This is a genomic window from Microtetraspora sp. NBRC 13810 (assembly GCF_030268685.1).
Taxonomy (GTDB): domain Bacteria; phylum Actinomycetota; class Actinomycetes; order Streptosporangiales; family Streptosporangiaceae; genus BSRQ01.
Genome location: NZ_BSRQ01000040.1, coordinates 1 through 13,967, shown reverse-complemented (window position 1 = coordinate 13,967; position 13,967 = coordinate 1). Strand labels below are relative to the sequence as shown.

Annotated in this window: 11 protein-coding genes, 1 tRNA gene and 1 pseudogene; 4 read left to right on the top strand and 9 right to left on the bottom strand. The window is 68.8% G+C overall.

Features of this window, described 5'->3' with window-relative positions:
- Positions 1–134 precede the first annotated feature (134 nt).
- The gene (locus tag QSK26_RS40940; protein ID WP_285780768.1) at positions 135–320 is read left to right on the top strand and encodes a DUF5703 family protein; all 186 of its coding nucleotides are present in this window, start codon (positions 135–137) and stop codon (positions 318–320) included.
- A gap of 249 nt (positions 321–569) precedes the next feature.
- On the opposite strand, the gene QSK26_RS40935 is transcribed toward QSK26_RS40940, so the two are convergent.
- From QSK26_RS40935 to QSK26_RS40925, 3 genes are all read right to left on the bottom strand, one after another.
- Positions 570–2,918: a chaplin family protein gene (locus QSK26_RS40935; protein ID WP_285780767.1), complete on the bottom strand. Its 2,349-nt coding sequence runs from the start codon at positions 2,916–2,918 to the stop codon at positions 570–572.
- 250 nt (positions 2,919–3,168) lie between these two features.
- Positions 3,169–3,735: a hypothetical protein gene (locus QSK26_RS40930; protein WP_285780766.1), complete on the bottom strand. Its 567-nt coding sequence runs from the start codon at positions 3,733–3,735 to the stop codon at positions 3,169–3,171.
- Between the two features lie 187 nt (positions 3,736–3,922).
- Complete coding sequence (locus QSK26_RS40925) at positions 3,923–5,230, bottom strand: M20/M25/M40 family metallo-hydrolase (protein ID WP_285780765.1); 1,308 nt, start codon at positions 5,228–5,230, stop codon at positions 3,923–3,925.
- Between the two features lie 166 nt (positions 5,231–5,396).
- Between QSK26_RS40925 and QSK26_RS40920 the strand changes: the two genes are divergently transcribed.
- Positions 5,397–5,482, top strand: a tRNA-Leu gene (locus QSK26_RS40920).
- A gap of 753 nt (positions 5,483–6,235) precedes the next feature.
- On the opposite strand, the gene QSK26_RS40915 is transcribed toward QSK26_RS40920, so the two are convergent.
- The 6 genes from QSK26_RS40915 to QSK26_RS40890 all read right to left on the bottom strand — a co-directional run bounded on the left by QSK26_RS40915 (position 6,236) and on the right by QSK26_RS40890 (position 11,039).
- The gene (locus QSK26_RS40915; protein WP_285780764.1) at positions 6,236–6,811 is read right to left on the bottom strand and encodes a recombinase family protein; all 576 of its coding nucleotides are present in this window, start codon (positions 6,809–6,811) and stop codon (positions 6,236–6,238) included.
- Positions 6,812–7,318: 507 nt separating this feature from the next.
- A complete protein-coding gene (locus QSK26_RS40910; protein ID WP_285780763.1) occupies positions 7,319–8,752 on the bottom strand; it encodes a DHA2 family efflux MFS transporter permease subunit in 1,434 nt (477 codons plus the stop codon).
- A gap of 130 nt (positions 8,753–8,882) precedes the next feature.
- Positions 8,883–9,650, bottom strand: a complete 768-nt coding sequence (locus QSK26_RS40905) for a DUF899 domain-containing protein (protein WP_285780762.1) — start codon at positions 9,648–9,650, stop codon at positions 8,883–8,885.
- Positions 9,651–9,673: 23 nt separating this feature from the next.
- Positions 9,674–9,859 carry a hypothetical protein gene (locus QSK26_RS40900; RefSeq protein WP_285780761.1) on the bottom strand — a complete coding sequence of 62 codons (186 nt, stop codon included), beginning with the start codon at positions 9,857–9,859 and terminating at the stop codon, positions 9,674–9,676.
- Between the two features lie 336 nt (positions 9,860–10,195).
- Entirely contained in the window at positions 10,196–10,555 is a 360-nt protein-coding gene (locus tag QSK26_RS40895) for an ArsR/SmtB family transcription factor (RefSeq protein ID WP_285780760.1), read from the bottom strand.
- 7 nt (positions 10,556–10,562) lie between these two features.
- The gene (locus QSK26_RS40890; RefSeq protein ID WP_285780759.1) at positions 10,563–11,039 is read right to left on the bottom strand and encodes an SRPBCC domain-containing protein; all 477 of its coding nucleotides are present in this window, start codon (positions 11,037–11,039) and stop codon (positions 10,563–10,565) included.
- Between the two features lie 94 nt (positions 11,040–11,133).
- On the opposite strand from QSK26_RS40890, the gene QSK26_RS40885 reads away from it, so the two are divergent.
- Positions 11,134–12,555 carry an MFS transporter gene (locus tag QSK26_RS40885; RefSeq protein WP_285780758.1) on the top strand — a complete coding sequence of 474 codons (1,422 nt, stop codon included), beginning with the start codon at positions 11,134–11,136 and terminating at the stop codon, positions 12,553–12,555.
- A 259-nt stretch (positions 12,556–12,814) separates the two neighbouring features.
- A pseudogene (locus QSK26_RS40880) lies at positions 12,815–13,687 on the top strand (IS30 family transposase); the annotation flags it as partial.
- Positions 13,688–13,967 lie beyond the last annotated feature (280 nt).

Sequence of the window (13,967 nt, the reverse complement as noted above, 5' to 3'; positions counted from 1 at the left end):
CTGACGGTAACCCGTCTCATGGGTTATCCCATCCCCACGGGCTACCCGATCCCTTCCCGGTCCACCCACCAGGACGCAGAATAAGGGTCAGTCAGTGCCACCGTCGCCTAGCCCACCCTCGGAGACTAATCGCTGTGCCGGACTACTCCTACTTGAATGTGTACATCCCACGCGACACTTCCCGTGAGGCCGCTCGGCAACTCCTGACCGAACACGCCGAACACGGAGACTGGGAACTCGACGTCCTGCGGCTGTATCCCGACGGTACACGCCGGGTACGACTGCGCCGCAAGATCATCAGGGTGACCCGGACGATGTGACCATCCGGTTCGAGTTCCCCCGCCCCAAGGGGCGACATCTCCTACTCTTACGTCTGAATCCCTCTCCGCGTGACTTTGGTCGCATCGCCGGCGCCGTCCGGCCGAGGCCGGGCATGGCTTTGCCCGCTCCGGCCCATCCCGGAACGGGCAAAGCTTGCGAGGGATGCGGTTTACTGGTCCCGGCCCACCCCTGCCACGGCCTTACCGCGGCGTGACCTCACGCGGGCACGCGAGGCCACCGGCCGATCACTACCGGTTGGGGCGGAAGCGGCGGGTCGCGGCGAAGAGCATCGACGAGACGGCGAACATACCGCCGAGGAGCAGCGCGAACAGCGACCCGGAATTCATGCCCTTGACACCGGCCGGCTGCTCGGCGCTCATCAGGCCGAGCGGCAGGGACGCCGTGGTCTGGCCGACGGCCTGGCCGATCGGGGTGGAGCCGATCAGGTCGGTGGCCGGGCTGAGCGGGCCGGTGAGGCCGCCGACCTCCGGCGGCTTCGGGGCGGCCTTGCTGGTGAAGGTCTTGGTGGACTTCACGGCGGTCGCCTTGACCGCGGGACGCGCCGGGGCGGCCGGCAGGCCGGGCAGCCCGGGAACCTCGGGCAGCGCGGCGACGTCGCTCACCACCGGCAGCCCGGCGGGCACGAGGCGGGACACGTCCGCCGGGACCATGCCGGTCACCTGGGCGGGCACCAGCCCCGTCACGTCGGCGGGCACGAGGCCCTTGGGCAGCGGCAGCGCCTTGGTCGGGTCCACCGGCAGGGAGCCGGGCAGGCCGCCGGGCATCGGCTTCGCCGGGTCCGCCGGGCGAGGCTTGGCCGCACCGGCCGGGCGCGTCTTGGGCGCACCGGCCGGGCGGGGCTTGGTCGCGCCGGGCCACGGGCGCTTCGCCGCCGGCGCCGGGCCCTTCGAGGCGGCGTTCGGCAGGCCGGGAACCTCCGGCAGGCCGAGGGTGCCGGTGGCGTCACCGACGACGGGCAGCGCGGGCAGACCCTTGGTGAGACCGCCGGTGGCGTCACCGACGACCGGCAGCGCAGGCAGGCCCTGGGTGAGGGCGCCCACCTGCTCGGGACCCGGCAGGCCGGGAGCCACCGGCAGGGTGCCCGAGGTGTGCTTCTTCACCCGGCCGGCGCCGCGCGACCAGTGGTCCTGGGCGGCGCCGTACTTGGGCTTGGGCTTGCCGGTGTGCGCGCCGCCGAGGCAGCCGGCGGCGGCGTCGCCGAGGACGGCGGCGGTGTTGCCGCAGACGCTGAGCGGGGCCGTGATCGGCGCCGTCACCTGGTTGCCGGACACCGCGCCCGACTGGCCGGACGTGGAGTTGCCGCCGGCGCCGCCGCCCTGGCCCTGCGGAACGCTCGCGCCGCCGCGGCAGCCCGCCTCGGAGTTGCCGACGAGCGCCGCGGCGTTGCCGCAGACGTCGAGCGGCGCGGTGATCGGCGCCACCACCTGGTTGCCGGACACGGCGCCGCTGGTGCCGGAGGTCCAGTTGCCGCCGGCGCCGTGGCCGCCGTTTCTGACGGTCGCGCCGCCGGTGCAGCCCGCGAAGGCGTCGCCGACCAGGGCCACGGCGTTGCCGCAGACGTCGATCGGGGCGCTGACCGGCGCCACCAGCTGGTTGCCGGACACCGCGCCCGACTGGCCCGAGGCGATGTTGTTGCCGGCGCCGGTGCCGCTGCGCGAGGTCTCGACGGTGCTGCCGCCCGTGCAGTTGGCCGAGGCGTTGCCCACCGCGTTGCCGCAGGCGGCGACGGGCAGCGCGACCGGGGCGATGACCTGGTTGCCGCTGCCCGCGCCGAACCGGCCGTCGGTGTCGTTGCCGGTCGAGCCGGGCGCGCGCCTGCTCTGGAAGCCCCTGCCGGGCGCGGTGTCGGTGACACCGGCGCCGCCGGTGCAGCCCGCGAACGCGTTGCCCACCAGGGCCGTCGTGTTGCCGCAGACGTCGATCGGGGCGCTGACCGGCGCCACCAGCTGGTTGCCGGACACCGCGCCGGACCTGCCCGAGGTCGCGTTGCCCCCGGTGGCCGGGCCGGCGGCGCTCTGCCGTACGGCGGCGCCGCCCCGGCAGCCGGCCGTCGCGTTGCCGAAGATGGCCAGCGCGTTGCCGCAGACGTCGAGCGGGGTGGTGATCGGGGCGAGGACCTGGTTGCCGGCGACCGCGCCGGACCGGCCCGAGGTCGTGTTGCCGCCGGTGCCGTTGCCGCCGGAGGAGGTCACGGTGGACCCGCCCCGGCACCCGGCGTCGGAGTTGCCGATCAGCGAGATGGCGTTGCCGCACGCGTTGACCGGGGCGCTGACCGGCACGTTGACCTGGTTGCCGCCGACCGCGCTGGAGTCGCCGGACGTGCTGCCGGTGATGCCGCCGCGTGGCCCGGTGTTCTGGACGGTGGAACCGCCGGTGGAACCCGCCTCCGCGTTGCCGAGCACGCCCACCGCGTTGCCGCTGATGTCGATCGGCAGGGAGATCGGGACGTTGATCTGGTTTCCGCCGACGGCGGAGGAGTCGCCCGACGTGTCCGCGACAGCCGTACCGCCGCCCAGGGACATGGCGGCGACCGCGAGCAATGCCGCGGGAGCCGATCCCTTCGCCCACGTACGCATGATGAATTACTCCTAGGTGGTTCTTAGGGGGATACCTGACACCTCGTGGAGGGCATAAAGGGCACGCGGAGACCTGAACTCCGCACAGTGGAACCCTGGAACCGTCACGAGGGATGGAGTTGACGAGTCACCCGCACACGGAGGTGGGCGCGATCAATGATCGTGAGAAGGCCACGCTCCGCGGCCGGACGCTCTGCTGAGAGCCTGCTCAGAGGCTGCCCAGAGATGAGGACCGGTCTTCGCCGCGGGGTCAGTCAGGAGAGAAAGTAGGCTCGTCCGCCGCTGTGCGGACGATCGGGGGCAGCACCCCCGCGTGCGGAGCGCGCCGCACGTCGAGCCGCGGGTCGTACACCGACCGCGCGACATCTCCCGCACCCGGCCCGAACTGGCCGGAACCACCGCTGTGGGGCACGAACCCGTCGGCGCCCGACGTGTGATCGACGGTGGAGGGAGCGGGAAGAACAGGCGTCGACTGGCTGGTCAGCCCGTCGACGGGACGCCCGGCCATGGCCTCCGCGTCACCCGGCGCGTGGGTGCCGCCGGCCGCGAGGGCGGGCGCCGAGATGGGGCCGCTGGCCGTGGGGAAATCACCGGTCCTGGATGGAGCCGGTCCGGCTGCGGCCTGTTGAGTCTCGGAGTGGGCCACCTCTGTCGCCACGGTGGAATCCGCGGCAGCCGGGAAGGACCCCAGGAACGCGAAAAGGACGGCGAACAGCCAGCCGACGGCGATGAAGCCGCCGACCACGGCCACCTGAGCGACCAGTCGCCGGACGCCGGTCGAGAACCGCGCCATCCGGCCGGCACGACCACTGGTCACACCGTCTCCTGGAACGGCCACCGGCACACGCCGGGCAGCACGGGGCGACTGAGCCCCTAGCCGCCGAACCGGCATGCGTGCCACGGTGACCTCCCAGCTCCGGTGGAGCCTTTGCAACGACTCTCCCTCAACGGAAAGTCACGCTAGCACTACCCGGCGTGTGCGCAACGACTTTTCCTGGAACCGATCAGGAGTGGTCCAGGAAGCGGTCAAGCACCCGCACGCCGAACTGCAACGCGTCCACCGGCACCCGCTCGTCGATGCCGTGGAACATCCCGGAGAAGTCCAGGTCGTCGGGCAGCCGCAGCGGCGCGAACCCGAACCCGCGGATCCCCAGCCGGCTGAACGCCTTCAGGTCCGTCCCCCCCGACAGCGTGTACGGCACCGCGTGCGCGCCCGGGTCCTCGGCCACCAGGGCGTCGGCCATCGCACGGACCAGCGGCCCGTCGAACCCGGTCTCCACGGCGATGTCGTGGTAGACGAACTCCCTGGTCACGTTGGGGCCGAGCAGCTCGTCCACGGTCTGGAAGAACTCCTCCTCGTAACCCGGCAGGAACCGCCCGTCCACGTGCGCGGTCGCGGTCTGCGGGATCACGTTGGCCTTGTAGCCGCCCTCCAGCATCGTCGGGTTCGCCGTGTTGCGCAGGACCGCCCCGATCATCCGGGCCAGCGGGCCGAGCTTGGCCACGGTGGCCTCGGCGTTCTCCGGGTCGAACTCAAGGTGCAACGCGGCCGACGTCTCCTCCAGGAACGCCCGGACCGTCGGCGTCAGGCGCACCGGCCACTCGTGCCTGCCGATCCTGGCGACGGCCGCGGCCAGCTCGGTGACCGCGTTGTCGGAGTTCAGCATCGAACCGTGCCCGGCCCGGCCGGTCGCGGTCAGCCGCATCCAGGCGATGCCCTTCTCGGCCGCCTCGATCAGGTAGAGGCGCTTCTGCTCCCCGATGGAGACGCTGAAGCCGCCCACCTCGCCGATCGCCTCCGTGCACCCCTCGAACACGTCCGGGTGCTCGTTGACCAGCCACTGCGCGCCGTAGTGGCCGCCCGCCTCCTCGTCGGCGGTGAACGCCAGCACCACGTCCCGCGGCGGCCGGCGCCCCTCACTCAGGCGCTGCCGTACGACCGCCAGGATCATCGCGTCCATGTCCTTCATGTCCACGGCTCCCCGGCCCCAGACGCAACCGTCGGCGATCTCACCGCTCAGCGGGTGGTGCGTCCAGTCGGCGGCGTTGAACGGCACCACGTCGAGGTGCCCGTGCAGGAGCAGCGCGTCACGGCCGGGGTCGGTCCCCTCGATCCGGGCGATCACGTTGGCCCGGCCGGTGTCACTCTCCAGGATCCGCGGTTCGAGCCCGACCTCGGCCAGCTTCTCCGCGACATACTCCGCCGCCGCCCGCTCGCCCGGCCCCGAGTTGTCACCCGCGTTCGTCGAATCGATCCGGATGAGGTCTCGGCACAGCCCGACGACTTCTTCCTCACCCACGTGACTCGTCATGCCGGCTCCTTCGGTTCAAGACAACTGTTCCGCCCCATCCTGCCCCTCCCCACCTCCCCGGCACACCCACAGGCCCACCCTCCCGCCCGGTAAGCGGTATGACGCGGGCCCCAGAGTTTGCTAACCTAAGTGCGCCGACGAGGGAACACCTCCGCAGGCACCACCTGTCCGGGTGGCGGAATAGGCAGACGCGCTAGCTTGAGGTGCTAGTGCCCAGTGATGGGCATGGGGGTTCAAGTCCCCCCTCGGACACGTACCTTTCACTATGTGAGGGCTGAGATGGATCTCAGCCCTCACTTTTGCTTGACCAGGGTGATAGGTCAGCCGTAGTCCCATGCGCCGGTAGATCTCGTTCTTGTGTTCCGCCGGGGCCTCGGTGATTGCTCGGGCCGTGTCGCCGATCTCGGTCACCAGGACGGCGATGTCGCTCCTGGACATGCGCGGTTTCCTCTTCCTCATGTTCAACTCGGCCTCGTACTTGAGCCGTTCGGCCTTGGCCTCGTTGATCCATTGGCCGATCTCGGTCGGGTCGCCACCGGCTTCGATGGCGGCGCGGTAGCGGGCCAGCTTGGTCTCCGCCTCCACGATCTTCGTACGGGCGATCTCCGCCTTGGTGTCGTGAACACGATCCGGCTGGCCGGCATGCATGTCCTCGATCGTCTGGGCGGCACGGTGCGGGGCGAGTACCCTGCACAGCCAGCGGTCGACGCGGGGCAGGATGACGTCCTCGCGGAGATACACATTGCGCGGATGAACGATCTTGTTGGCCAGCGCGTACTCACGAGCGAACACGCAGCGATAGTACGGCGCGTCGTTGATCCACTGACTCTGCATCTTGCGTTCGCACATTCCGCAGTGGATCGCACCCTTGAAGGCATACGGGTGACGGGCGCGATGCGGGGTGTGCTCACAAGGTCCCCTGCCACGACCGGCGAGCAGGTCCTGAACGTTCCGGAAGGTGGCGTCGTCCACAAGCTGTGGATGAACGACCTTCTCGGAGAAGATTCACTGGTCGGCGTCGTTCCAGCGCTGCTTGGTGGTGTGCCCGAGCGTCACGTCCTCGACGTCCAGCAGCACTTCGTCCTTGCGCTGGCGATTCCACACTTGACGGCCCGTATAGCGAAAGTTGGTGAGGATGGCCCGGATGGCGCTCTTGGACCAAGCGATTCCCGACCGGTGCTTGTTGCGCGTCGGATCGTGCGCGGAGGGGCTTGGAATCCCGTCGCGCGTCAGGCCTTCGGCGATCGCGAACAGTCCTCTGCTTTCAAGGAACTCCCTGAAGATCCGCTGCACGACAGGAGCCGCGTAGGTGTCGAGGTCAAGGGCACGTAGTCGCTTGCCGTCCGCCGCCTTGGCCGGGTTCGGATGCGGACCTAGATCGATCAGGACGTAGCCGTAGGGCGGACGTCCGCCGAGGTAGCGTCCCTCGATCTCCGCCAGCGCGCTCATGGCGGTCCGGACTCTGACTTTGATGCGGTTCCGCTCCCCTTTACTGACGCCACCGAACATCATCATGATGAGTTCGTGCGCTTCGTTGGTGGGGTCGATCGGGCCGCCGACCTCGGGTACCCCCAGGGGCACGCCGTAGTGGTTGAAGATCTCGAAGGTGTTCCCGAACTCGTTACCGTAGAAGGCCGCTGAGGCTCACCGACGACGACGGCCTCGAAGGCCCGACGAGGGCTCCTCAGATCGGCGAGCAATGCGCTGGCGTCCGGCCGACGCTGAGGCGGGATGGATCGGGACTTGTCGATATCGAAGTACTCTTCGACGATCTCTCCCCCGCGAGGCTCGATGAGCATCTGCGCACGGCGCATCTGCCACGCTCGGGATGATTGGGGGCCTGCCTGTCCTCTGTCGAGACACGCCCCCAGAAGGCGAACTTTGTCATAGAAACTGAGGTCTGCGCGTTGGGCTGATGGCCACACATGGCAGGCTCCTGCCCATACTCCAGTCCTGACCGTTCGACCAGGCCAGGCGCCCCTTCCGCGGAGAGATCCCATCAGCGGGAAATTTCCGGTGATGTGCGCAAGAATCCGGCACCGGCCGGCGCCCGGAACAAAGATCGCTAGGGGGAACCGAGATACCTTCTCAGGCTGGTTCGCCGACCGACTTTAGGGTGGATTCCGCGTCGGAGGTAGGGGGCTGCGGCCGCCCCGGCAGGAAGAGACCGGCCACTAGGACGGCCGCCGCGCCGAGAACGGTCCACCAGAACGCGGTGCCCAACGCCGTGGCGGGGGCGGTTCCAGCAGCTAGGCCGTGTTGCACGATCATCGCCACCACGGCGATGCCCAGCGAAGCACCGATCTGGTTGAGGATGAACACCGCACCCGTGGCGGTTCCCACCGACTCGGCCGGCACCGTCCGGTACACCGAGCCCATGGTGGGCGGCCCGACCAGGCTCATGCCGAAGCCGACCACCAATAGGGCCGCGGTGAGCAGCACCTGCGACGTTGCCGCATCCGCGCCGGTATAGAGCAACGCGCCAAGGCCGATCAGCGTGGCCCCCATCGGGACCAGCAGCCGCGGACCGAACCTGTCAGCGATCTTGCCAGCGATCGGAGTGCCGAACAGGCCCAACCCCAGCGGCATCACCAACAGCCCCGCGACGAACGCGCCGTGCCCACGGACCTGCTGGTAGAACAGCGGCAGCAGGAATAGCAGCGCGAACAGCATCCCGCCGAGCAGGAACATGGTTACCACGCTGGAGCTGAAATCCTTGCCGCCGAACAGCTTGAGGTCGATGAGTGGGTGCTCGGCGCGCAGCGCATGTACCACGTACCCCGCGAGCAGCACCGACCCGGCGACCAGCGCAACGATCACCTGGGGTACGCCGAACCCCGCGGTGCCCGCCTGCGACAGGGCGTAGACCACTGCGGCGAAGGCGGGGCAGAGCAGTGCGACGCCGAGCGCGTCCAAGGGCGGCGCTTGGCCGGCGGACGGGGTGTCGGGTGGGATCGCGACCAGTGCGAGCACGATGGCCAGCAGCCCGACCGGTACGTTCACCAAGAAGATCCACTGCCAGCTCAGGTTCTGCAGGATCAGACCGCCGATGATCGGGCCGAGTACCGGCCCGAGCGTCATCGGGATAGTCATCAGGCCCATCACCCGGGCGGTCCGGCTCGGCCCGGCCGCGGTCGCGAGCATGGTCAGCATGATCGGTTCGATCAGCCCGGCGCCCAGGCCCTGCAGTACCCGGAACGCGATCAGGCTGCCGGCATCCCAGGACAGCGCGGCCAGGCTTGAGCCGACCAGGAAAGACGCCAGGCCGACCAGCCACATCCGCCGTGCCCCGAACCGAGCTACCGACCAGCCGGCGAGCGGGACGGCGACGGCTAGTGCGAGCAGGTAGCCGGTGGCGACCCAGGAGATGCTGCTCAGCGGGACGCTGAACTGCGCCTTCAGCGTGTGGATACTGACGTTGACGATCGTGGCGTCGAAGTAGGATATCACGCCGCCGAGCCCGAGCACGCCGATGAGGCGCAGCAAGGTGCCATCGATGCGGTCGGGGGGTCGTGGGGTCATGAGGCGGTCTCCTACAGCCGGGTGGTGGTTCCCAAGCGCGCGGCGGTGGGTGGGTCTCCAGGAGGATGGCGGCGCCTCGGTTCTTGGCACCGGGATCGTACGGATGCCCTCGCCGGCCGCGATGCTCGCATCACTGGTTGTCGTATTCGTCGTGGCGGCGCCACCAGTGGCCGGTCTCGTTGCGGCCGAGTGGCGCGCGGTCGAGCCACTGCCACATGCCCCACAGGACGTCCAGCCCGCGCGTGTACGTCGAGTAGGTGTGGTAGACGGTGCCGTCCTCCAGGGCGAAAGCGCTCATGCCGGGCCCTTCGCGCCGGTAGGTCTCCCAGCCCGTGCCGACGATCGACTGGGTGAAGGCGTCGCGGGACCTTTTCTCGTCGTCCGCGGCAGGCCGCAGATCCTCCTCACGGAAGTTGTACTTGACGGCGCCCGCTTCCCATTCCTGCTTGGTGTGCGCCACCCCGAAGTCGAAGTTGAAGTCGCCGCCGTAGGAGGACGCCCACGGGAAGCTCCAGCCCATCCGCCGCTTGTATTCGTGGAGCTTGGCGAGCGGGGCCCGTGACACTGCGCAGAGCGTGATGTCGTGGTTGGCGAGGTGGACGGTGGAGCCGTTGAAGCCGTCGGCGATCGCCGAGCAGGATGGGCATCCGGCGGTGTAGTCGGGCCCGAACATGAAATGGTAGACGAGCAGCTGAGAGCGTCCCCGGAACAGGTCGGTGAGCGACGCCGCGCCCTCGTCGGTCTCGAAGCGGTAGTCCTTGTCGACCGGGACCCAGGGCAGCTCCTGCCGCCGCCGGGACAGCTCGTCGCCGCGCCGGGTCAGCTCCTTCTCCGCCTCGAGCAGTTCCAGCCGCGCGGCAAGCCATTCCTCGCGTGTCCCCGTCCTGTGACCGGCCATTTGCCTGTCTCCTTGTCTTGTCGTTACATCGTTGATGGCGTGAGCCCCGGAAGGAGCGAGGGCGCGATGACGATCACGGGCCCGATGAGCGAGCGCCAGCGGAATGTCGATCGCGGCCTTCGCGGCAGCAGCTTCTGGGCGCGGACGAGGACGGCGACCACCGACGTCGAGATCAGGCTCATCACGTCCAGCGCCACCAGCACCGCCATCAGTCCCATGCTCCGAGCCGGCGCAGCGTGGCCCTTGACCCCAGCCCGGAGCCGGCGTCCTTGCGGCAGCGCCGGCGGAAGTGCCGCATGGCCGGCGTGGAGGCCGACGCCGGCCGGGCTCAGGAGCATGGGAAGGCCGCCGACGACTTGCGCGGCCTTCCGAAGGAGGCGTTCAGCGGGCATGGGACAGAGCCGTTGACTGCGCGAAGCGACGGTTTGCCGACCTCGAAACCTCACGCCCTCGTACGACGCGCTACGCGCTGCCCGGGACAACGAACGCGGGGCCGAAGCCCCTCACCTGAGCGAGTCCATCCGACCTGCTGCACCTGCTTGGCGTCACTGGCCGCTTGGTTGGTCCCCAAGGTTCCTGGTCTTCTGGATCGCCTCGGCGATGGCCTTGATCTGACGCAGGCGGCCTTCCCAGGCGCGGGTGACTCGGCCGACCTGGGCGCACGCCAGTGCGAACTGATCGGGGTCCACGACGTACCTCACCTCCCGGCCCGCATGCTCGGGATGGACCAGGCCGGACCGCTCCAAGATCGCGAGATGCTTGGCGACCGCCTGCCTGCTAACGGGAAGCTCTCGGCTCAGGCTGCTAGCCGTACCGGGGCCTCCCACTAAGAGGAGGTTGAGGACGCGCAATCGGGTCGGGTCGCCGATGGCGCCCCAGAGATCGTCATCGATGTCGGGGAGCATGCGCTGCTCACTTGGCCGCGAGTTTGGCCATGTAGGTGTCGAGCTTGCCAAGGATCTGGATCCAGCCCTCGGCGTGGTCGTTGTAGTACTGCTCGAGCACCGCAGCCTCCCATCCAAGCTCCCGTATGCCGGCCTCGGTCACGGTCACGAGCGTGCCGTCGCCCTGCGGCTTGAGGTTGAAGGTGACGAGCAGTGAGTTGTCGGGCGTCAGATTCGCGCCGACCGGAAGGAGCTCGGGTGCGGGCGGAGCCATCCAGCGGAAGCTGAAGCGCACACCCGGAACCGCTTCCACGACTGTGATCGGCACTTCCAGCCGACGCTCCGGCGCACCGAAGGCGAAGCGGCCGCTGCTTCCGGGGGTGGTCTCGTACTCGGCCTCATCGACGTACCAGCCGGTGATGTGCTCGGGGCTGCTCACGACCTCGTAGACCACCTCCGGCGATGCCTCGATGTAGATCGACTGCTCGATCGATCCGAACTCCATGTCTTCCTCCCATATATGCAACGGTTGGTTGCAGGTTAGCTCTTCGTCCTGCATGATGCAACCCATCGTTGCACGCTCCTCGGAAGGATCTCCCATGTATTCGGTCAGTCACCGCCCTGCCTGGACGCTGCTGGTCGCCTCGGTCGCGGCTTTCATGACCAGCCTCGACACGATGGTCGTCACGACCGCGCTGCCGACGATGCGCGCTCAGTTGGGTGGTTCGGTGGGGCAGATGGAGTGGACGATGAACGCTTACTATCTCGCCTTCGCCTGTCTGCTGATCACGGCTGCCGGGCTGGGAGACCGGTTCGGCCGTCGACGAGTTCTCTTCATCGGCCTGGTGATCTTCGGGCTTTCTTCGGCCGGTGCTGCGCTGGCCCCGAGCCTGGGCGCTCTGATTGCCGCCAGGGCGGTGCAGGGCGCCGCAGCAGCGGCGATCATGCCGCTGACTCTGACCGTGATCAGTGAGGCCTACCCGCCCGAGACGCGTCCCCGGGCGATCGGGATCTGGGGCGCACTGCTCGGCGCCGGAGGCGTGCTGGGACCGTTGGCCGGCGGCGGACTGGTCGAGTGGGTCGGTTGGCGCGGCATCTTCTGGGTCAACGTGCCGATCTCACTGATCGTCACCGTCGCCACGTGGCTGGTCGTTACGGAGACGCATGGACCGCGCCACCCGCTGGACGCCCGCGGTCTCGTGCTCGTCTCGACCGGATGCCTCGGCCTGTCCTGGGGGTTGATCCGCTCGGCCGACGAGGGCTGGGGTGACCCCAGGGTGTGGCTGCCGCTGGCCATCGGTGTCGTGCTGCTCGTCGGCTTCGTGGCCGCTGAGCACCTCGCCTCCTGCCCGCTCATGCCGACCAGCCTCTTCAAGTCGCGAGGCTTCTCGGCCGCGAACGGCGTCAGCATCGGCATCTACGGCTCGCTGTCGGGCAGCGTCTATTTGATGTCGCAGTTCTTCCAGATCGCGCAGCACACCAGCCCCCTCATGGCGGCGATGCGCTTCGTGCCGTGGCCGGCGCCTGCGCTCGTGGTCGCCCCGCTGGTCGGGTCCTGGGCGGCCAAGCTCGGCAACCGCTTTTTTCTCGTCATCGGCATGGCCATGAACACGATCGGGCTCGTCTGGTTCGCCCTCGTCGCACAGGCGTCGACGCCTTACCTGGAGCTGGTCTGGCCGCTGATCCTGTCCGGGATCGGGATCGCCTGCGTATTCCCAACCGTCTCCAGTGAGGTCGTCACCTCGGTGCCACTCGAGCGGATGGGCGTCGCCGCCGGTGTGAACAGCAGCGTGCGCGAGTTCGGCGGCGTCCTTGGCGTCGCGCTGGCGGCGACCGTGTTCGCTCATGCCGGCGGGTACGGCTCGGCGGTGAGCTTCACCGATGGCTTCGTTCGGGCCCTGTGGGTCTGCGCGATCATGTCGGGCGTCGGAATGGCAGCAGCCGTCCTCGCGGCACCCCGCAAGAGGTCTGGGGACTGTAAAACCAACGGCGGATTTGATGATCAAGGAAGGGACGCTTGATGTCCGAGACCGTCGTGGAGTCGCTGTCCATGAACGAACTGCCTGTCGAGCCGGACCGCTCGATGACGGACGAGCTCACCGGTGTCGAGGTCGGCGATCCTTGGTGATGCACTCGTCGGCGGCTTGGGCCATCGTGGCGAACTCCGTGCGCGCGATCGAGTGCGGGTTGCCGGCCTCGAAGGTGGCGGCGCGGTGCATGTCCTTCACCGACGTCATCGCCGCTCGTGCGGCCGACATCGCGTCGCGGGCGCTGAACTCGGTGACCGGTCCGCGGCCCTCAGCCTGGAAGGGCCGCAACAAGCCCCGGCGTCAAGACCGCCGGTGGGCGCTGTCATGGAGTCCGCAGCAGATCTCCAACCGGCTCAAGGTGGACTTCCCCGATGATGAGTCCATGCGCATCTCGCACGAGGCGATCTACCAGGCCCTGTTCATCCAAGGCCGCGGAGCGCTCAACCGCGAGCTGGTCGCCTGCCTGCGCAGCGGTCGAGCGCTGCGTGTCCCACGCGCCCGCAGCCGGCGTCGGGCCGGCGGCCACGTCACCCCGGACGTGATGATCAGTCAGCGACCTGCTGAGGCGGAGGACCGCGCCGTCCCGGGCCATTGGGAGGGCGACCTCATCATCGGCACCGACCGCTCGGCGATCGGGACTCTGGTGGAGCGCACGACCCGATTCACCCTTCTGCTGCACCTGCCCCGGATGGAGGGCTACGGCACTCAGGAACGGGTGAAGAACGGCCCGGCGCTGGCCGGCCGCGGCGCCGAAGCCGTGCGAGACTCAATCGTCAAGGAGATCACCGGGCTGCCCGAGCAACTGCGCCGCTCGCTGACCTGGGACCGTGGGACAGAACTGGCCCAGCATGCTCAACTGCGCATCGACACCGGCGTGCAGGTCTATTTCGCCGACCCTCATAGCCCCTGGCAGCGTGGCACCAACGAGAACACCAACGGCCTGCTGCGCCAGTACTTCCCCAAAGGCACCGACCTGTCACGATGGAACGCCGAGGAGTTGGCGGCCGTCGCGTTCACGCTCAACACCAGGCCCCGCAAAACCCTCGGATGGAGAACACCGGCCGAGGCTTTCAGCGAGCATCTAGACTCGCTGCTGAGCAGCAGTGTTGCGACGACCGGTTGAGCCTGAGCTGGCTGCCGGCATCGCTGTGGTGGACCAGTCCCGGCCCTGCCGGGTGCCCGGTGTGTTCGCGTCGCCACAAAGCCATGTCCAAGGCGTCCAGCACGAGCGTGGTCTGCTTGGACAGTGAGGCCGCCCAGCCGACGATCGCCCGGGAGTGAGGTGATCTCAGCGAAATAGTTCGGGGCAATTGGGATTTCTTGGACGCCGGTGGCGACGTTCCGGGCCTATCGGGAGGAGTTGCCGAAGGCCGGAAACAGACGTGGAGCCCCCGGTAGAAGAG